13 protein-coding genes and 1 pseudogene are annotated in these 19,156 nt (G+C 72.4%); 6 read left to right on the plus strand and 8 right to left on the minus strand.

All coding sequences use genetic code 11. From position 1 onward, the window contains the following. Window positions 1-112: 112 nt before the first annotated feature. Entirely contained in the window at window positions 113-1,018 is a 906-nt protein-coding gene (locus tag IPT68_RS03800; RefSeq protein ID WP_189701937.1) for a universal stress protein, read from the minus strand. 188 nt (window positions 1,019-1,206) lie between these two features. Here IPT68_RS03800 and IPT68_RS03805 point away from each other — a divergent pair, with 188 nt between their 5' ends. After that, entirely contained in the window at window positions 1,207-1,659 is a 453-nt protein-coding gene (locus tag IPT68_RS03805) for a universal stress protein (protein ID WP_189701938.1), read from the plus strand. A 125-nt stretch (window positions 1,660-1,784) separates the two neighbouring features. Here the strand turns inward: IPT68_RS03805 and IPT68_RS03810 are convergent, their stop codons facing one another. Then, complete coding sequence (locus IPT68_RS03810) at window positions 1,785-3,563, minus strand: sensor histidine kinase (protein ID WP_189701939.1); 1,779 nt, start codon at window positions 3,561-3,563, stop codon at window positions 1,785-1,787. 85 nt (window positions 3,564-3,648) lie between these two features. Continuing rightward, window positions 3,649-4,347, minus strand: coding sequence for a response regulator (locus tag IPT68_RS03815; RefSeq protein ID WP_189701940.1), 699 nt, complete (start codon window positions 4,345-4,347; stop codon window positions 3,649-3,651). Between the two features lie 212 nt (window positions 4,348-4,559). On the opposite strand from IPT68_RS03815, the gene IPT68_RS03820 reads away from it, so the two are divergent. Both IPT68_RS03820 and ppdK read left to right on the plus strand, forming a co-directional pair. Continuing rightward, window positions 4,560-4,787, plus strand: coding sequence for a hypothetical protein (locus IPT68_RS03820; RefSeq protein ID WP_189701941.1), 228 nt, complete (start codon window positions 4,560-4,562; stop codon window positions 4,785-4,787). Between the two features lie 50 nt (window positions 4,788-4,837). After that, window positions 4,838-7,507: a pyruvate, phosphate dikinase gene (ppdK, locus tag IPT68_RS03825; protein WP_194074054.1), complete on the plus strand. Its 2,670-nt coding sequence runs from the start codon at window positions 4,838-4,840 to the stop codon at window positions 7,505-7,507. A 103-nt stretch (window positions 7,508-7,610) separates the two neighbouring features. Here the strand turns inward: ppdK and IPT68_RS33800 are convergent. The 5 genes and pseudogenes from IPT68_RS33800 to IPT68_RS03845 all read right to left on the minus strand — a co-directional run. Beyond that, window positions 7,611-7,850, minus strand: a pseudogene (locus tag IPT68_RS33800) (hypothetical protein); the annotation flags it as partial. Next, complete coding sequence (locus tag IPT68_RS33805) at window positions 7,823-7,996, minus strand: hypothetical protein (RefSeq protein ID WP_228040753.1); 174 nt, start codon at window positions 7,994-7,996, stop codon at window positions 7,823-7,825. The pseudogene IPT68_RS33800 and the gene IPT68_RS33805, both read right to left, overlap by 28 nt. A 152-nt stretch (window positions 7,997-8,148) precedes the next feature. After that, window positions 8,149-10,533 (minus strand): phosphoketolase family protein, encoded by a 2,385-nt coding sequence (locus tag IPT68_RS03835; RefSeq protein WP_189701943.1) that lies wholly within the window; start codon window positions 10,531-10,533, stop codon window positions 8,149-8,151. Window positions 10,534-10,720: 187 nt separating this feature from the next. Next, complete coding sequence (locus tag IPT68_RS03840; protein WP_189701944.1) at window positions 10,721-11,398, minus strand: helix-turn-helix domain-containing protein; 678 nt, start codon at window positions 11,396-11,398, stop codon at window positions 10,721-10,723. Window positions 11,399-11,418: 20 nt separating this feature from the next. Beyond that, on the minus strand, window positions 11,419-12,489 hold the full coding sequence (locus IPT68_RS03845; protein WP_189701945.1) for a zinc-dependent alcohol dehydrogenase family protein: 1,071 nt from the start codon (window positions 12,487-12,489) through the stop codon (window positions 11,419-11,421). Window positions 12,490-12,704: 215 nt separating this feature from the next. On the opposite strand from IPT68_RS03845, the gene IPT68_RS03850 reads away from it, so the two are divergent. The 3 genes from IPT68_RS03850 to IPT68_RS03860 all read left to right on the plus strand — a co-directional run bounded on the left by IPT68_RS03850 (window position 12,705) and on the right by IPT68_RS03860 (window position 19,068). Then, a complete protein-coding gene (locus tag IPT68_RS03850) occupies window positions 12,705-13,088 on the plus strand; it encodes an STAS domain-containing protein (protein WP_189701946.1) in 384 nt (127 codons plus the stop codon). 166 nt (window positions 13,089-13,254) lie between these two features. After that, on the plus strand, window positions 13,255-14,106 hold the full coding sequence (locus IPT68_RS03855) for a universal stress protein (RefSeq protein ID WP_189701947.1): 852 nt from the start codon (window positions 13,255-13,257) through the stop codon (window positions 14,104-14,106). 1,401 nt (window positions 14,107-15,507) lie between these two features. Further along, window positions 15,508-19,068: a LamG-like jellyroll fold domain-containing protein gene (locus IPT68_RS03860; protein ID WP_228040243.1), complete on the plus strand. Its 3,561-nt coding sequence runs from the start codon at window positions 15,508-15,510 to the stop codon at window positions 19,066-19,068. The last annotated feature ends 88 nt before the right edge of the window (window positions 19,069-19,156 follow it).

The following is a 19,156-nucleotide window of genomic DNA, read 5'->3' on the forward strand; positions in this document are numbered from 1 at the left end:
CACTCCATCCTGGGGCGGGCGCGCCCCGGGGAGGAGGGCCATCGGTCCCGCCCGCGCCGGAGAACGGCCCGGTCCACCGGCGACCGGCTTCCTCGGGCCCGTCCCCTGCGGGTCAGCGGTGGGCGACCACGGCGACGGGAGTGGTGGCGTGGTGCAACACGGCCTGCGTGACGGGGCCGATGTGGGCGCCGAGCGGGCCGCGCCGGATACGGCGGCCCACGACGACGAGCGAGGCGTCGCGGGAGGCGTCGACGAGGTGGTCGGAAGGGCTTCCGGTGCGGGAGGTCTCGACGACCGGGACGTCCGGGAACTTCCGCCGCCAGGGGCGGAGTACCTCGGTGAGTTCGGCGGCCTTCTCGCGGGCGACCTCGTCGTGCGGCTCGACCCCGGCAGCCGGGCTGTAGACGTAGTACGGCGGCAGGTTCCAGCCCTGGACCACGTGCAGGGCGGTGCCGCGGCGCGCTGCCTCCTCGAAGGCGAAGGCGAGCACCGTGTCGTCGGGGCCGTCGGTGTCGAGGCCGAGGACGACGGGCCGGAAGGCGGTCGACGCGCTCGGAACCCCGGCGGGGTCCATGACGTGCTCGTCGGCGGCCAGCTCATAGGCCCGCACGAGGACCACGGGCACCGCGGCCCGCCCAATCACGGCCTGACCGACGGAGCCGACCAGGAAGCCTCCGAACCCGGTCAGGGCGCGCGAGCCCAGGACAAGCAGTTCGGCGTCCCGCGCGGCCTCCGGCAGGACGTCGGCCGGCCGGCCGGTGCGCTGCTCCCAGGTCACCTCCACCCCCGGGTGACGCAACCCGAGGCCTTCGGCGGCCTCCCGGGGAATCCGCTCGGTCCAGTGCCGGTGCGTCTCGGCGCCGAGCAGCGGGGCCTGGGCCATCGGCTCCGGTACCGGTTCCCAGACGTGGACGAGCCGCAGCGGCGACTGCCGCAGCGTCGCCTCACGGGCGGCCCACTCGGCGGCCGCTCTGCTCTCGGGCGAACCGTCCAGACCTACGGTGACGGTGCGGGGCATGGTGCCCACCTCCTGCGTGATCGGTCGGATTCGATCGTCGTCCTCGGCGCGTCGTGCGGGGAGGGGCCACTGGGCCCTGTCCCGGGCCGACCGGCCCGACCGACCGCTCCCGCCACTCCCCGGCTGGCGCGGCGCCGCGGGTGCGGGCAGCGTGGAGCTGAAGAGGTCGACTGTCGAGCGAGGTGGCCATGCATTCCTCGGAGCCGGTACCACGGGTGGTCGTGGGAGTGGACGGTTCGCCGTCGTCGTACGCGGCGCTGCGCTGGGCGGTCCAGTACGCGCAGAGGGTCGGCGGTTTCGTGGAGGCGGTGCACGCCTGGGACACGCCGTCGGCCATCGGCTGGAGCGGGCCGGCCATCGACCCGGAGTTCGACCTGGAGCAGGCCCGGGAGCGTTTCGCGGCGGAGCTGCGCACCGTCTTCCGGGACGAGCACCCCGCCGGGCTGCGGGAGGAGCTCGTGGAGGGCGACCCCTCGGAGGTGCTCATCCGCGCCTCGCAAGGCGCGGAACTCCTCGTCGTGGGCAGCCGCGGACGGGGCGGCTTCGCCCGGGCGATGCTGGGATCGGTCAGCCAGCGTTGCGCCCAGCACGCGGCCTGCCCGGTGGTCGTCGTCCGTCAGGAACAGGACCCGGCGCACTGACCGTCCTGCCGCGACCGGCAGCGGACGCCGGCATCGTGGCAGGGGCCTGAGGCGGAGCGCTGCGGCGTGCCGCGTGCGCACCGGCCCGGAACGGCCGTCCGCCGCCGTGGGCCACGCCTGATGCACTACGTCCGACGCACCGGCACCCGCCACGCCACCCGCGCCCCGCCGTCGACCGGACTGGTCACCTCCAGGGTGCCGCCCAGCTGCCGGGCCCGGTCGGCCATGTTCTGCAGGCCGCTGCGGCGGCCGTCCGGGGGGATGCCGACGCCGTTGTCCGTGACCGTGAGGCAGAGCGTGCCGCCGTCGGTCTCCAGGACGACGTCGGCGCGGTCCGCGCGCGCGTGCCGGGCGACGTTGGTCAGGGCCTCGGAGAGGACGGCGAGCACGTGGTCGGCCGTCTCCTGGGGGACCTGGGTGTCCAGCAGCCCCTCCATGCGCAGGCTGGGCGCGAACCCCAGCAGCGGCGCGGCCTCCCCGACCGCCCGCACCACCTTGGCCCGCAGCCCCTGCCCGACGGCGTCCTCACGCGCGCGAAGCCCGAAGATCGTCGACCTGATGATCTTGATGGTCTCGTCCAGGTCGTCGACGGCCCGCGCGACACGTTCGGAGGCCTCCGGGTGCTCGATGAACCGGCCGGCGCTCTGCAGCGTCATCCCGGTGGCGAACAGCCGCTGGATCGCCAGGTCGTGGAGGTCGCGGGCGATGCGGTCCCGGTCCTGGAGCAAGGCGATCTGCTCCGCGTCACGGCGGTGCTCGGCGAGCTCCATCGCCACCGCGGCCTGGGCGGCGAAGCCCTTGAGCGGCTCGGTCTCCTCCTCCGAGAACACCGTCCGGCCCGCCGGGCGGACCAGCAGCACGACACCTCGGACGCCCTCCTTGCCGCCGATGGGCACCGCGACCGCCGGGCCGAGCCCGGTCACCCGCCCGGCGTCCGACGGGCCCCGCTCGTCACCCAGGACGTCGGGGCTGGTGACCGGGGCGCCGGTGGTGAAGGCCCGGCCGATCAGGCCGTCGTCGACCGGCAGCACCCGCCCGCGATGCGCCTCGGCCTGCCGGCCGATGGCCAGTTCCACGGTGAGCGCGTCGGTGTCCTCCACCGGCACGGCGACCACGGCCAGGGCGGCGCCGGTGTTCTCCCTGGCCCGCTCGGCGATCAGGGCGAGCACCTCGCCGCGTGCGCTGCCGGACAGCAGCCGCTGGGTGATCTCGGCGTTCGCCCGCAGCCACCGCTCGCGCAGCCGGGACTCCTCGTAGAGCCGGGCGTTGTCGATCGCCACCCCCGCCGCCACGGCGAGGGTCGCCAGCACCGACTCGTCGTCCTCGTCGAACTGCGCGCCGCCGCGCTTCTCGGTCAGGTAGAGGTTGCCGAAGATCTGGTCGCGGACGCGTATGGGGACGCCGAGGAAGGTGTTCATCGGCGGGTGGTTCGCCGGGAAGCCGTACGAGGCGGGGTGCGCGGAGATCTTCTCCAGCCGCAGCGGCTCGGGGTTGCGGATGAGCTCGCCGAGGATGCCGTGCCCCTCCGGGTAGTGGCCGATCCGGGCGATGCCCTCCTCGCTGATGCCCACGGTGAGGAAGTCCGACAGCCGTTTGCCGTCAGGTGTGATCACGCCCAGGGCGGCGTACTCGGCGTCCACCAGGACGGCCGCGGCCTGCACGATGCCGCGCAGCGCCTGCTGCAGGTCCAGCTCACGGCCGACCGAGAGCACCGCCTCCAGCAGGCTGTGCACCCGGTCGCGGGTGCCGCGTGCCGCGTCCAGGCGGGCCTGGAGCTCCTCCAGGAGCTCGTCCAGCCTCAGCTGCGGCAACCGCACACGCGCTTGCTCCCCGGGCTCCTTGGGGCGTCCCACGGCTGTCCTCCAGGTCCCCTCGACATACCCCGGGCCGATCGTTCCGGTCATCTGCCACGGTATCGGCCGGAGCGGGGGGACGGCAGGAGATCGGGGAAGAAGGACGAGGCCGCCGACGGGGCGTCCGGCCCGCCCGTCAGCGTCCCTCCTGCCGGAGCCGGTCCTGGGCCTGGGTCGCGATGACGGCGGCCTGGATGCGCCGCTCGACGCCCAGCTTGGCCAGCATGCGGGAGATGTGGTTCTTGACGGTCTTCTCGGCGAGGTAGAGCCGTTGACCGATCTGACGGTTGGTGAGGCCCTCGCCGATCAGGGCGAGGATCTCGCGTTCACGGTCGGTCAGCCCCGGCAGGACGTCCGGCTCGGGCTCGGGCTCGGGCCGTCCGCCGCCGCGCAGCCGGGCCATCAGACGGGTCGTGGCACTCGGGTCCAGCAGCGACTGGCCGCGGGCGACCGTCCGGACGGCGGAGACCAGGTCGGAGCCCTGGATCTGCTTCAGCACGTACCCGGAGGCTCCGGCCATGATCGAGTCGAGCAGTGCCTCCTCGTCGTCGAACGAGGTCAGCATCAGGCAGGCCAGGTCCGGCATGCGCGAGCGCAGCTCCCGGCACACGGTCACACCGTCGCCGTCCGGCAGCCGTACGTCGAGCACCGCGACCTGCGGGCGCAGCGCGGGGACGCGGACCAGGGCCTGCTCGGCGGTGGCGGCCTCGCCGACGACGGTGATGTCCGGCTCGTCGTCGAGCAGGTCGTGCACCCCGCGGCGTACCACCTCGTGGTCGTCGAGGAGGAAGACACGGATCGGACTCTCGGCGTCGCCGCGCTCGCTGTCCGGCATGGGCTGCTCCCGTCGTACGCCGCCGTCCCCGTCCGGACGCGGTCGGATTCCCTGTCGAGGATCTTGCTCGTTCCCGGGCCCGAGGGCCAGGGCCGGTCGGCCCTGTTTTCCCGGATTCCCGGGACGGCCGGCACCTGTTCCGCGCGCCCGCGCGCGTCCGACCCTGGGATCGGACCGGACCGGCGGGCCCGGAGGCGGAACGAGGAGCGACCATGAAGGCATCAGTCGTCCACTCCTTCGGCGGACCCCTCCTGATCGCGGACCGGTCCCCGGCCGCCCCGGCCGTGCCCGGGCGGGCGTTCGCCTCGGTGCACGCCGGGATGCGGAGCGGCGGGAAACTGGTCATGGTGGCCTTTCCCGCGCCCCGCACCGTCCGCTTCCCGGCCCCCGCGCAGGTCGCCGACGGGCGGATCAGGGCTTGCGTCGTCTTCGAGAGCTGACCGGAAGTCAGCGGTCACCGGGCCCGACACGGAAGGCAGGGCAGAGGATCATGGTCCGTTACGTGTACGACTTCACCGAGGGCGGCCGTGGCATGGCCGACCTGCTCGGCGGCAAGGGCGCGAACCTCGCCGAGATGACCCGGATGGGCCTGCCGGTGCCGCCCGGTTTCGTCGTCACCACCGAGGCCTGCCGGGCCTTCCTCGCCACCGGCGCCGAACCCGCGGGGCTGTCCCGGGAGGTTTCCGCGCACCTGTCGGGCCTGGAGGCCGCCTCGGGACGGCGGCTGGGGCAGCGCGACGATCCGCTGCTGGTGTCGGTCCGCTCCGGGGCGCGCGCCTCCATGCCCGGCATGATGGACACGGTGCTGGACATCGGCCTGAACGACGAGTCCGTCCTGGGCCTGGCCGTGGTCTCCGGCAACGACCGCTTCGCCTGGGACTCCTACCGCCGTCTCGTGCAGATGTTCGGCAGTACGGTCATGGGGGTCGAGTCCTCGCTGTTCGACGAGGCCATGACGGTGCTGCGGGAGGCCCGCGACGTCCCGGACGACCGGCGCCTGGACGCCGACGCCCTCGCCGACCTCGTGGAGATGTACAAGAAGCTGATCCGCGACGCGACCGGGCACGACTTCCCCCAGTCCCCCGCCGAGCAGCTGCGCCGGGCGGTGCTCGCCGTCTTCCGGTCCTGGAACTGCGAACGCGCCGGCCTCTACCGGCGCCGCGAGCACATCCCCGACGACCTGGGCACGGCCGTCACCGTCCAGCGCATGGTCTTCGGCAACCTCGGCCCCGACTCGGGCAGCGGCGTCGCCTTCACCCGCGACCCGGCCACCGGCCGCCCCGGCCTGTACGGCGACTACCTGCCCGACGCACAGGGCGAGGACGTCGTCGCCGGCGTCCGCGACGCCGTGCCGCTGACCGAACTGGAACGGCTGGATCCGCGCTCTTACGGGCAGTTGCGGGAGTACCTGCGGACTCTGGAGGATCACTACCGGGACCTGTGCGACATCGAGTTCACGGTCGAGCGTGGTCGGCTGTGGATGCTCCAGACGCGGGTGGGAAAGCGCACCGCCGCGGCGGAGTTCGCCATCGCCGCCGAGCTGACCGACGAGGGGCTCATCACCCAGGACGAGGCCCTGGCACGGGTGAGCGGGGACGGGCTGGTCCGGCTGATGTTCCCCCGCTTCGACACCGCCGCGGCCGGGGTACCGCTCGCCCACGGCATCCCCGCCTCGCCCGGCGCCGCGGTGGGCGCGGTGGTCTTCGACTCGGCGACGGCCGTGCGACGCGCCGCCGCCGGCGAGAAGGTCGTTCTCGTCCGTCACGAGACCACCCCCGACGACCTGCCCGGCATGGTCGCCGCCCAGGCGGTGCTGACCAGCCACGGCGGCAAGACCAGTCACGCGGCCGTGGTCGCCCGCGGCATGGGCAGGGTGTGCGTCTGCGGCGCCGAGGAACTGACCGTGCGCGCCGGGACGCGGAACTTCACGACCCGTGACGGCACCGTGGTCGAGGAGGGCACGGTCATCTCGGTCGACGGCACGGCCGGTGCCGTGTACCCGGGCGCGGCGCCGCTGGTGGACTCCCCGGTCATGCGGTACCTGGAGACCGGCGAGCGGTCGGGCGAGGTGGCCGACGCGGTGGCCCGCGCGCTGCTCCAGGCCGACGGCGTACGGCGGCTCGAGGTGCGGGCCAACGCCGACACCCCCGAGGACGCCGCGCGCGCCCGCCGGTTCGGCGCGCAGGGCATCGGCCTGTGCCGCACCGAGCACATGTTCCTGGGCGAGCGCCGCAAGCTGGTCGAGGAGATGATCCTGGCCTGCACCGCCGACCGGCGCGACCGGGCGCTGGACGCGCTGCTGCCGATGCAACGCGAGGACTTCGTCGGCATCCTCGCCGCGATGGACGGCCTTCCGGTCACGATCCGGCTTCTCGACCCACCGCTGCACGAGTTCCTGCCCGATCGCACGGAACTCGCCGTGCGCGTCGCGACCGTCGAAGCCCGCGGCGGCCTGCCCGACCCGCACGACGTCGAGCTGCTCGAAGCGGTGAACCGGATGCACGAGGAGAACCCGATGCTCGGCCTGCGCGGCGTCCGCCTCGGCCTGGTGGTCCCGGGCCTGGTCGCCATGCAGGTGCGGGCCGTCGCCGAGGCCGTCGTGGAGCGCACGCGCGCGGGTGGCACCCCGGTCGCGGAGATCATGGTGCCGCTGATCGGCTCCGTCGAGGAACTCCGCCTGGAGCGCGGCGAGGTGGAGCGCGTGCTGGCCGAGGTCCGGGACGAGACCGGCGTCCCCGTGAACTGTCCGGTCGGCACCATGATCGAGCTGCCCCGGGCCGCGTTGACGGCCGGCCGGATCGCCGAGCAGGCGGACTTCTTCTCCTTCGGCACGAACGACCTGACGCAGACCACCTGGGGCTTCTCCCGCGACGACGTCGAGGCCGAGTTCTTCTCCGCATACCTCGACAAGGGTGTCTTCCCCGCCTCGCCGTTCGAGCGGCTCGACCGGGAGGGCGTGGGGCGGCTGGTCGGGCTCGCCGTCGCCGAGGGCCGGGCCACCCGGCCCGGTCTGAAGATCGGCGTCTGCGGGGAGCACGGCGGCGACCCGGAGTCGGTCCACTTCTTCCACGCCGCCGGGCTGGACTACGTCTCCTGTTCGCCGTTCCGCGTCCCGGTCGCCCGGCTGGAGGCCGGCCGGGCGGCCGTCCTGGCGACGTGACGGGCCGAGTGACGCGCATCGGCGGGAGCGACCGCATGAGGGCATGAGGGCGGGGCACCGCCGCCTCGTGGCGGCGGTGCCCCGGTCGGCACGCGGGGGCCGGTCAGAGCAGCCGGCGGTTGCGGCTGACGAAGGGCAGGCGCGCCCACACCCTGCCGAGGCCCCAGGTGGCGTCCGCGCCCGCGGCGGCGAGGGCGACGAGGACGACGGTGTGGACGAGGTGGTAGTCCGCGAACGGGTTGGTGGACATGCTCGGGGAGCCGTCGGAGAGGAGCTTGGCCGGCGGCCACTCGGCGATCCACATCAGCGCCGTCATCAGCGTGCCGGCGACGGCGGCCGCGCGGTCAGCAGACGGAGCACCGCGAGGAAGTGGGCGCCGGTCGCGGTCGCCGCCGCGCCGCCGGGCGCGGGGGCCGCCCCGGTCCGGCGCGGACGCGGGGGCGGGCCGCGGAACCCCGGGTGCGGCTGGGGGTGGTCGTGGACTGCCATGATGCTCATCCCTTCCAGGGAGTGTCGCGCGGGGCCCCGGTGACCTCTCGTCGCGCCACCGATGTCCCGCGCGGCCGCCCGCTGCCGCTGGGGCTGCGCGGCCCGGACCACCGGGCCGGACGTCCCTACTCACCCGTCGAGTTGAGGGACCGTCAGCCTTCCCAGGACCAGTCGGCCACCTCGGGCAGGTCGGTGCCGTGGGCACGGACCCACTCGTGGTGACGCAGGCGGGCGTCCTCCATGCGCTGGCGCACGACGGCGGCGCGCACCGCGAGGCCGGGAACCCGGTCGATGACGTCCATGACCAGGCGGTAGCGGTCGAGGTCGTTGCGGACGACCATGTCGAACGGCGTGGTCGTGGTGCCGATCTCCTTGTAGCCGCGCACGTGCATGTTGCCGTGGCCGGTGCGCCGGTAGGCCAGGCGGTGGATCAGCCAGGGGTAGCCGTGGTACGCGAAGACGACCGGTTTGTCCTGGGTGAACAGGCCGTCGTACTCGAAGTCGGTCATCCCGTGCGGGTGCTCCTCGCTCGGCAGCAGACGCGCGATGTCGACGACGTTCACGACCCGGACGGAGAGCTGGGGCAGGTGACGGCGCATCAGCTGGGCCGCGGCGAGCACCTCCTGGGTGGGGACGTCGCCCGCGCAGCCCAGCACCACGTCCGGCTCCCGGGTGTCGTCCTCGGTGCCGGCCCAGTCCCAGATGCCCGCGCCGCGGGTGCAGTGGACCCGGGCCTGGTCCATGGACAGCCAGTCGAAGCAGGGCTGCTTGCCCGCGACGATCACGTTCACGTAGTCGCGGCTGCGCAGCGCGTGGTCGGCGACGGAGAGCAGCGTGTTGGCGTCCGGCGGCAGGTAGACGCGGACGACCTCGGGGCTCTTGTTGAGGATGTGGTCGACGAAGCCGGGGTCCTGGTGGGAGAAGCCGTTGTGGTCCTGCCGCCACACATGGGAGGTGAGCAGGTAGTTGAGGGAGGCGATGGGGGCGCGCCAGGGCAGGCGGCGGGTCACGCGCAACCACTTGATGTGCTGGTTGACCATCGAGTCGACGATGTGCGCGAAGGCCTCGTAACAGGAGAACAGGCCGTGCCGGCCGGTCAGGAGGTAGCCCTCCAGCCAGCCCTGGCAGGTGTGTTCGGACAGGATCTCCATCACCCGGCCGTGCCGGTCGAGGTCTTCGTCCACCTCCAGGGTCGCGGCCTGCCACGCCTTGCCGCTGGCGGCGTACACGGCGTCCAGGCGGTTCGACGCGGTCTCGTCGGGACCGACGAGGCGGAAGTCGCGGCGCTGGGCCGTCTCCCGCACGACGTGTTCCAGCAACTCGCCCAGCACTCGGGTGGGTTCGTGCAACGTCATGCCGGGCTTGTCGACGGGCACGGCGTACCGTTCCAGCGCCGGCAGCGGCAGTTCACGCAGCAGCAGGCCCCCGTTGGCGTGCGGGGTGGCGCCGAGCCGGCGCGGGCCCGCCGGAACGCAGGCGAGGACCTGCGGGCGGGGGCTGCCCTGCTCGTCGAAGAGTTCCCGTGGCCGGTACGAGCGCAGCCACGCCTCCAGTTCCCGCAGGTGCTCCGGGTTGTCGCGCACCCCGGCCAGCGGGACCTGATGGGCGCGCCAGGTGCCCTCCACGGGCAGGCCGTCGACCTCCTTCGGGCCGGTCCAGCCCTTCGGCGTGCGCAGCACGATCACAGGCCAGCGGGGGCGCTCGGTGGCGCCGTCCTCGCGGGCCGCGCGCTGGACGGCGGCGATCTTGTCCAGCGTGGTGTCCATGGCCCGCGCCATGGCGCGGTGCACGGCGGCCGGGTCGTCGCCGGTGACGTGGACGGGGTCGTGTCCGTACCCCTTGAGCAGCTCGTCGAGTTCCGTCTCCGGCAGGCGGGCGAGCACCGTGGGGTTGGCGATCTTGTAGCCGTTGAGGTGGAGGATGGGCAGGACGGCGCCGTCGTGGACGGGGTCGAGGAACTTGTTGGCGTGCCAGGAGGCCGCCAGCGGCCCGGTCTCCGCCTCGCCGTCGCCGACGACACAGGCCACCAGGAGGCCGGGGTTGTCCAGGGCTGCGCCGTAGGCGTGCGACAGGGAGTAGCCCAGTTCGCCGCCCTCGTGGATGGAGCCCGGCGTCTCGGGGGCGACGTGGCTGGGCACGCCGCCGGGGAAGGAGAACTGCCGGAACAGCCGGGCCATCCCCGCAGCGTCCCGCGTGATGTCGGGGTAGGTCTCGGTGTACGACCCCTCGATCCAGCTGTTGGCGAGGACGGCGGGCCCGCCGTGCCCGGGCCCCCAGACGCACAGGGCGTCGATGCCGCGGGCCTTGATCACCCGGTTGAGGTGGGTGTGCACCAGGTTCAGGCCCGGTGAGGTGCCCCAGTGGCCCAGCAGGCGGGGTTTGATGTGCTCCGGACGCAGGGGCTCGGTGAGCAGCGGGTTGGCCATGAGGTAGATCTGGCCGACGGACAGGTAGTTGGCGGCGCGCCAGTGGGCGTCCAGTGCCTGCAGCTCCTCGTCGGTGAGCTCGGCGGGCGCCTGTCGCGTGTCGACGGACATGAGGGGTCCTTCCGGTCGGACGGCGGCGGATGTGTGCGTGGGGGTTCACAGGAGTGCCCTCCCACACTCCGCCCGGCGACCGGGTACCCGACAGGGCCGACCGGGCCATCCCTGGCGCATGGCACCCGTTCGCCGCAGTGGACGCCCGCCGATGCGGGGCCCCGGACGGCCGCGCCGTCCGGGGCGGTCACCGGGACTCGATCCGGCGGCCGGTGATGCTCACCGGATGGATCCGCACCCACGCGTCGCGTCCGCCTCCCACCCAGGGCGCGCTGTACGCCCGCTCCTCCAGCCGGCGCACGTCGTCCGGCTCCGTCACGACCCGGGCGTCGCCGCGCACCAGCACGCTCCAGCCCTGGCTGAGCGCGTCGTCGACGCGGTCGACCTCGAAGGCGACCAGTCGCCCCCGGGCCTGCCAGGGCGTCGTACCGGGTGCGGTCCGGTACACGATCTCCCCGTCGACGACGCTGTAGTTGACGGGGACGATGGCCGGTCCCGAGGCGGTGGGCACACCGACCCTGCCCACGCCGTGCGTGCCCAGCAGCATCCGGCACTCCGACGCGCTCAGCTCGGTGAACCGGCGGTGCCCGGCGGCCCGGCCGAGACCGGGCGGCAGATCGACGTTCCCGCCGGTCAGCTCGGTCACAGTGGTGTGCAGGGCTCCGGCCAGCCGCAGCAGGACACCGGCGTCCGGCGCGGCGGCCGGGTTCTCCTCCAGGTGCCGCAGGTAGCTGGCGGACGTACCCGCCCGTGCGGCCGTCTCCCTGCGGGTCAGACCGAGTTCGGCGCGGCGCTGCGCGATCCGCCTCCCGAGGTCGCCGCGCGGGGAGGCGTCCGTCCTCTTCCCCATCGCCTGCTCAGGCATGGCCTGTCACTTCCTCTCCGTCAGTCCGGCCGGACGGCGACGACGTCGTGCCGCGGCTCGCCCAGCACCACCTTGAGCGCGCCGGTCTCGGCGGCCCCGGCGAAGACGTCGTACGCCTCCTCCATCTGCTCGAGCGGGAACGTGTGCGTGACCAGCTGCGAGGTCGGCAGCCGGCCCGCCGCCGCCATCCGCAGCAGGGTGGGGGTGGAGGACGTGTCGACGAGTCCGGTCGTGATGGTGACGTTCTTGATCCACAGGTCCTCGAGGTGCAGGGTCGCGGGCCTGCCGTGCACGCCGATGTTGGCCACGTGCCCGCCGGGGCGCACCATGCGCGTGCACAGCTCGAAGCTCTCCGGTACGCCGACCGCCTCGATGACCACGTCGGCACCGAGCCCGTCGGTGAGGTCGGCGATCAGCTGTTCCGGCGTCTCGCGGGCGTCGGCGACGGCGTCCGCGCCGAGCCGCTTGGCGGCGTCCAGGCGGGAGGCGGCGAGGTCCACGGCGACGATGCGTTCGGGGGCGAACAGCCGCGCCGTGGCGACCGCGGCGAGCCCGACGGGGCCGGCCCCGACGACGGCGACGGTGTCTCCGGGGCGAACCCGGCCGTTGAGGACGCCCACCTCGTAGGAGGTCGGGAAGATGTCCGCGAGCAGGACGGCGTCGTTGCTGTCCACGGCGCCGGGCAGCGCGTGCACGGACAGGTCGGCGTGCGGGACGCGGACGTACTCGGCCTGGGTGCCGTCGATCAGGTGGCCGAGGATCCAGCCTCCGCCGCCCCGGCACTGGCCGTACACGCTCTCCCGGCAGTAGCGGCAGCGACCGCAGGCGGTGATGCAGGAGACCAGCACCCGGTCCCCGGGCCGCACGGTGCGCACCTCACCGCCCACCTCGACGATCTCGCCGACCGCCTCGTGGCCCAGCACCGTGCCGGGCCGCACCTCGGGCACGTCGCCCTCGAGGATGTGCAGGTCCGTCCCGCAGATGGTGACGGCGTCGACCCGCACGATCGCGTCGGTCGCGTCCTCGACGCCGGGGTCCGGAACCTCTTCCCAGGCGGACCGTCCGGGACCCTGGAAGACGTAGCCCTTCATGACGTTCCTCCTTGGTGCCGAGCACGCGGGGCCGCGACGGCCCCACACATCCAGCCTCACCGGCGGCGGAGGAATGCGCTTGGGCCGGTCGGCCCCCGAGCGCGGCCGCACGGACAGGGTGCGGCCGCGCTCGGGCCCACCGGCCCCTCGCCCCCACGTCGAGGGGGACCGACCGGCCCTACCGCGGGCCGCGCGCACGGGTATGTCCTTCGGTTGTGTCCGAGACTCAGACCAGGGCCACGCCCCGCCCCACGACTCGTGTCGTCGGTGACACGACGTTCGTGGAGCTGAGCGGCGAAATAGACGTTCTCACGTCGCCGTGTCTCACGGCACGGCTCGACGCCCTGACCGCGCGTCCGCTCCCCGACCTGGTGCTGGACCTGCGCGCGGTGACCTTCATCGACTGCACGGGCCTCGGACTGCTGTGCCGGACCGCGAACCGCGTCCGCGCCCGGCACGGCCGGCTGCGGCTCGTGACCGAGGACCCGCACTTCCTGCGCGTCCTGCGGCTCACCGGCCTGTCCGGCGCGTTCGAGCTCTGCGGCGGCCCGCCGGAGGCGCCGGCCGCTACCGGCGTCGCTTCCCCGGCGGGCGCCTGACGGGTGGTCGTACGCCGCCCTCGTCGTCCGCCGGCGGGGGCCGTACGGTCCCCGAGGGCGCACCCGTCCGGCCCTGCCCCGGCAGGCGGGGGATGACGACCCTGGAGGCGAGGAACATGCGCGGCAGCCGGACGTCGCGTGTCCCGCCGGCCCACGGAGGTGCGTCATGACCGGACCCGTCGTCGTCGGCGTCGACGGCTCGTCGGCCTGCATGGCGGCTGCCTGGTGGGCCGCCCGCGAAGCCGTGGACCGGCACGCGCCGTTGCACCTGGTCCACTCGTGGACCTCCCAGCCGCTGGACGTGCCGATCTCCCAGGACGCCCACAGCGAGCGGCTGTACGGGCGGGAGGTGCTGCGCCGGACCGAGGCCGAACTGCTGCACCGCCACGGCGACCTCGCCGTCACCACGGACCTTGTCGCGGCACCCGCCGCTCAGGCCCTGCTGGCGCGCGGCGGCGACGCCGAGCTGCTGGTGCTCGGCTCCCGTGGGCACGGCTCGGTGGCGGGTTTCCTGCTCGGCTCGACCGCCCTGCGCGTCGTCGGTCTCACGCGGTGCCCCGCCGTCGTCGTCCGGGCGGACGACCCCACGGTCGGGGCCGGCCGGGACCGCCTGGTGGCGGCGGACCGCGACGAGGTCGTGGTCGGCGTGCCGGAGCCGGGACCGGCCGCCGAGGCGCTGCTGGAGTTCGCCTTCGCCACCGCCGACGCGCACGGCGACCTGCTCCGCGCGGTGACGGTCGTCCCCGGGTCACCCGGCCCGCGCGCAGAAGAGGAGCGACGCGCCTGGCTCGCCGCCGAGCTGGCGCCGTGGCGGGAGAAGTATCCCAAGGTCACGGTCGCGGAACGCGTCGCCGTCGGGCCGGCCGCCCAGCTTCTGCTCACCTCCTGCGGCCGGAGCAGGCTCCTGATCGTGGGACGCCGGCCGCACCCGTCCCACCTCGTCTGGAAGCTGGGGCCGGTCGCGCACGCGGCCGTGCGGCACGCCGCCTGCCCGGTCGCCGTCGTCCCGCACGGCTGACGACACACGGACGAGCCGACGGGTGGCCGAGGCAGGGAGCCCGGCCGCAGGGTACGCGCCGTGGATCGAGGCGGAGCCGGCCGCCGCCGGTCGCCGGGCGTTCTCGGCGGCCCGTCCACGAGCCGCCGACGCCCGTGGCGCGGAGTTCACGCGGAGCGAGAGGCGTCGGCCGGAGGAGGAGGTGGACGGTGCGTCAGCGGTTGCGGACGGCCCGTCGCCTGTGCGCCTTCGACGCGTCGGTCGCTGCGGTGCGGGCGACGGGCCGGTTCCTGGAGGGCAAGGACTTCAGAGGCCTCGATGTCGGCCCCGCTTCCGCCCGGCCGGCCCACCTGGCCGCGCGTCTGCCCTCCCCGGCACGACGGCGCCTGTTCTCGCTCGGCGCCCAACTCCACAGCGCCCCGTTGACCCAGGCGCGGGGACTGCGGGGCGAGCAGTGTTTGCCATACGAAAGCTTGGAAGCATCGTATGGGAGATCAGTGAGATACCTCACGACTGACTGGACGTCATGTTCATGCGGCAAGCGACTACCTGCACGGGTTTCGACGTCTCGATCGCTTCCGCAATTGATCCTGGATGTTCCGCAACTTGCAAGTCTTTGCTGGTGAGAGGGGTTGCGGATATGGATATTCGGCGGATGGGGCGTCGGTGACGCCGGCTCGGCCTCGAGGGCGGTGGGGCCGTGCTGTCGGTGGGGTTGTTCGCCGGCTTGATGAGGCGGGGCCCCGGCGGGTTGGCCGAGGTTGAAGGTGTGTCGTTGCCGGCGACCGATGAAGCCGAGGGATCTGTCGCGGCATGAGTGGAAGCGCCACTCCTGCGGGCAGGGGCCCACGGTCGGCGGATTTTCGACTGCGCCGTGCCCAGCAGGCATCGCTCTTGAGTGGCCGTCAAGCCTGCCTGGTCGGCGTCTCAATCAGCCGAGCGGGGAAGACCAGCCGGGCTCCCCGGCGTCACGCGGTGGTCGCCTGTGTCGGCTCCCTGACCCATGGGGTCCGCAAGGACGGATGCGTCATTTGCGCGTGTCGGTGAGCCTCGGGAGTTCGATCCGCGAGGGGATGGGACGTTGCGTCGGGGAGGCTCGCGTTCGTCCAACTGGCAGAGGGTCGGGGATATTCCAGCTGGTCAGGTCATAGCAGGACAAGTTCTCGTGACCTGCGTCACACCTAATTGACGCACCTGCGTAACCCTGTCTTTACTCTCTGCATCCTGTGAGATTTCTGTTTCCTTAGGGTGGGATCTGTGAAGTTCTGGTGGGGTGGGGTGCCTGTGCTGCGGAGTCGAAGATCGATAGCCGCGGTGTTGGGGGGTGTTGCTGCCTCGCTGGTGCTGACGGCATTGCCCGTGTTGCCGGCGCCGGCAACCTCGGCTAGTAGGGCGGCTGCTGCGGAAGCGGCACCTGGTGAGGTGGATGAAGCCGCCGCTCTGGCCCAGGCGAAGGCTTCCGGTCAGCAGGTGGAGGTGACGACGGCGCGCAGCGAATTCACCACGACGCATGCCAACCCCGACGGCACGCTCACGCTCACGCAGTCCACCACTCCGCAGCGGGTGAGGCAGGACGACGGAACCTGGGGGGTGATCGATACCACGCTGGAGCGGCGTCCTGACGGGCGAGTTGCCCCCAAGGGCGCTGTGGTCGACGTGTCGTTCTCCGGCGGCGGCTCCGGCGCGGACATGCTCCGCCTGGGCAGGGACGGCCGTTCGGTCACCCTGGGCTGGACCGACACCCTGCCGCAGCCGGTCCTGGACGGTGCCACAGCCACCTATCCAGAGGTGTTCGACGGTGTGGACCTGCAGTTGACCGCCACGGCTGAGGGCTATCGCGAGGTCCTGGTCGTCAAGACGCCCGAGGCCGCGCACAACCCTGCGCTGGAGCACCTCGTCATCACCGCGGACGGTGATGGGCTGAGTCTGGTTCCGGGCGCGGGTGGTGGCCTGCGCGCGCTCGACGAGGATGGCAACGCCATCTTCCGCGGCCCGGCGGGGCTCATGTGGGACTCCGCGGGGGACAGTTCGTCGGGGCCCCAGACTCAGTTGCAGCCCGCCGCCGCTACCTCTGACGCTGCTGCACTGGACGACTCGGGCGACCCGGTGCAGCCCGGGGAAGGGGACGCGAGTGCGGTGCTGCCGGTGACGGTGGCGGAGAGTTCCATTGCTGTTCGCCCCGACCTCGAACTGCTGCGCGGCGCTGAGACGGTCTACCCGGTGTTCATCGACCCGCCGATGGGTCTGGGTGCGCAGGAGCGCACCAAGATTTCATCTGACGGCGACCGGTTCTGGATGTTCGACGGCGACAAGGGTGTCGGCAAGTGCGGCACGGCCGACGGCTACACCTGTGGTGGCGGCTACATCGACCGGATGTACTTCGAGTTCGCGCCGACTGCGCTGGCCGGCAAGCACGTGCTGGACGCCACATTCCGTGCGCGGGAGACGTGGTCGTTCAACTGCACCCCCTACACCGTGGACCTGAAGCGCACCAACAACATCTCTGAGGCGACCGGCTGGCCGGGACCGGCGCAGCTGGACCACCTCGGCGACCGCGCTGTGTCGGCCGGCCGAGGCGACCTGTGCTCACCGGACCAGCCAGATGCCTGGATCGAGTTCAACGACAACACCACCGAGACGGACGAGAACCTCACCAGCACCGTCCGCTCCTTCGCCAACGGCTCCTTCAGCCGGCTGACGCTGATGCTGCGCGCCCACGACGAGACCGAGCCGCGCGCCTGGAAGCGGTTCGACGACAACGCCGAACTGCAGGTCATCTACGCCTACAAGCCCGGCGTCCCCACCAACGTCGGGATCATCTCGGGCATTAACGGCACGACCGCCTACTGCAAGACATCCTCTACCGACCCGCTCATCGTCACCTTGGGCGTCCCGACCGTCCAGGCACGGCTCCAGACGCTAGTCGGCTCGACCTCGGGCGCTCTGCTGCGGGCCGAGTTCATCGTCGAACGCGGGGACGACGCACCCTGGCGCCGGGTCTGGTCCGGGAGCTCGCCCAGCACCGGCTGGCACGCGGACAACGACCTGGAGCGGATGGAAACCGCCAAACTCGTCGACGGCGGTCTGTACCGGCTCAAGGCGCGTACCCGGTCGCACTGGACCTTCAACACGGTCCCCGACGACCTGTGGTCCCCCTACAACAGCTCCTGGTGCTACTTCAAGCTCGACTCCGCGGCTCCAAAGGAGCCCACAATCACGTCCCTCTCGCCCTACACCCAGTGCTCGGCGGATGTCTGTGAGGGCAAGGGCGGCCCGGGTGTGCCTGGCTCCTTCACCTTCGAGCCGAACACCGCCGACATCAAGGACGGCAAGACCGACGTCACCGCGTACGAGTGGAACCTGCTGTACACCAAGCCCAAGCAGGCGTCCTCCAACGGGGCTCTGAAGACGACGGTGAGCGATGTCGTCCCTCCGCTGGCCGGGACGACAGTGCTGTCAGTACGGGCCAAGGACGTCTACAACCGGTGGGGCCCGTACAAGGAGTTCACCTTCAAGGTGGCACCCGCGCAGGGCGTGGTGGGCCGGTGGCACCTCAACGGCGACGGAACCGACACTCCCGACACGGGTACCCCGCATACGGCGACCCCGGGCGGAACCAGAATCGAATGGCCGGACAAGGCACGCCGTGGTGAAGGTGACAAGTCGCTGGGCCTGAATGGGGGCACGACGGATCCCGCACAACAGACCAGCTACGCGGCGACCGCTACCCCCGTGTTCAACACCCAGGAGTCTTTCACCGTCTCCACCTGGGTGCAGCTGAACGACGCCTCCACCAACCGGGTCGTGCTGTCCGCACCCGGTACGAACGGCAGCGCGTTCGCGCTGTACTACTCCAGCGCCTTGAAGAAGTGGGTGTTCAACCGCACCGACAAGGACGTGGCCAGCCCGGTCCACATCCGCTCGGTCGCCGATACGGACAAGCCGCCGCTGAACGTATGGACCCACCTGGCGGGCGTGTTCAAGACCGAGGGTGCCGACAACCTCCCCGACACCGACCCGTCCAACGACACCATCCAGCTGTTCATCAACGGCCGCCCGCAGGGCCAGCCGGTCGTCCTGTCCCAGGCCGCCCCCACCTACACCCCATGGACCGCGACCGGCGGCCTGCAGTTCGGCCGCTTCAAGGCCGCCGGCACCTACAGCTCCTACCACGTCGGCCTGCTGGACGAGGTCGCCGCCTGGCAGCGAGCCTTGTCTGCGCCGGAACTCGCCCACGAGACGCGAGTGCTTGAGAACGAGGTGCCGGCCAACGAACTGGTCGCTCACTGGAACGCCACCACCTCTCAGGGCACCCAAATCAGCAGTCGCACGCCGTACCCCGTGCCGGCCATGACAGTGTCCGGAACAACGATCGGCGAGGAAGACGACGCGCTGCTCGTAGACGGCGCGGCCCATGCCGCAGCGACGGGACCGGTGGTCGACGAGACAGGTTCCTTCACCGTCTCCGCCGACGTCCGCCTGAACACCGACCAGCTCGCGAGCAAGCCGCTCGGATACCGAGCCCAGGTGGCCGGGCAGACCATGGGCGGCGAATCCTCGTGGGCGTTGTCGGTGGTCAAGCGCGAGAATGACTTGGGGCAGCACATCTACCTGTGGGAGTTTGCCCGCACCGCGGTGGGCCCGGACGGAACGGTCACCCAGAGCACCGTCGTACCCGCCACCGATGAAGCGCAGGTCGGCACCAGGGTGACCCTCACCGGAGTCTTCAACGCACAGGCCGATCCTGACACCGGCGACGGCGACCTGGACTTGTATGTCGGGGAGGAGGCTCAGCCACGGGAAGTGGGCACTTTCACCACCCCGCAGCAGGGCAGCGGTGAGCTGAGCTGGGGCCGAGGAACTGCGGCCGGCAGCACCGCCCACTACTTCACCGGCGCTCTGGAGCAGCTGCGCGTGTGGACCGGCGCCATGACGATCGATCAGATCGGATCGCAGGTCCTGGCGCCCGGCATCACCGGCTAACCGCCCTTTCCTCCGCTTGCTGGGCGGTCGGCAGGCACGACGCCCGAGACCGCCCGCCCAGCAGGCTCCCTGTTCCTCCGTGCGCTCC

The sequence above is a fragment of the Streptomyces chromofuscus genome, assembly GCF_015160875.1.
GTDB classification, from domain to species: domain Bacteria; phylum Actinomycetota; class Actinomycetes; order Streptomycetales; family Streptomycetaceae; genus Streptomyces; species Streptomyces chromofuscus.

Coding starts and splice junctions, on each gene's coding strand:
- IPT68_RS03800 (WP_189701937.1), bottom strand. CDS start 1,018: ATGCCCCGCACCGTCACCGTAGGTCTGGACGGTTCGCCCGAGAGCAGA.
- IPT68_RS03805 (WP_189701938.1), top strand. CDS start 1,207: ATGCATTCCTCGGAGCCGGTACCACGGGTGGTCGTGGGAGTGGACGGT.
- IPT68_RS03810 (WP_189701939.1), bottom strand. CDS start 3,563: ATGACCGGAACGATCGGCCCGGGGTATGTCGAGGGGACCTGGAGGACA.
- IPT68_RS03815 (WP_189701940.1), bottom strand. CDS start 4,347: ATGCCGGACAGCGAGCGCGGCGACGCCGAGAGTCCGATCCGTGTCTTC.
- IPT68_RS03820 (WP_189701941.1), top strand. CDS start 4,560: ATGAAGGCATCAGTCGTCCACTCCTTCGGCGGACCCCTCCTGATCGCG.
- ppdK (WP_194074054.1), top strand. CDS start 4,838: ATGGTCCGTTACGTGTACGACTTCACCGAGGGCGGCCGTGGCATGGCC.
- IPT68_RS33805 (WP_228040753.1), bottom strand. CDS start 7,996: ATGGCAGTCCACGACCACCCCCAGCCGCACCCGGGGTTCCGCGGCCCG.
- IPT68_RS03835 (WP_189701943.1), bottom strand. CDS start 10,533: ATGTCCGTCGACACGCGACAGGCGCCCGCCGAGCTCACCGACGAGGAG.
- IPT68_RS03840 (WP_189701944.1), bottom strand. CDS start 11,398: ATGCCTGAGCAGGCGATGGGGAAGAGGACGGACGCCTCCCCGCGCGGC.
- IPT68_RS03845 (WP_189701945.1), bottom strand. CDS start 12,489: ATGAAGGGCTACGTCTTCCAGGGTCCCGGACGGTCCGCCTGGGAAGAG.
- IPT68_RS03855 (WP_189701947.1), top strand. CDS start 13,255: ATGACCGGACCCGTCGTCGTCGGCGTCGACGGCTCGTCGGCCTGCATG.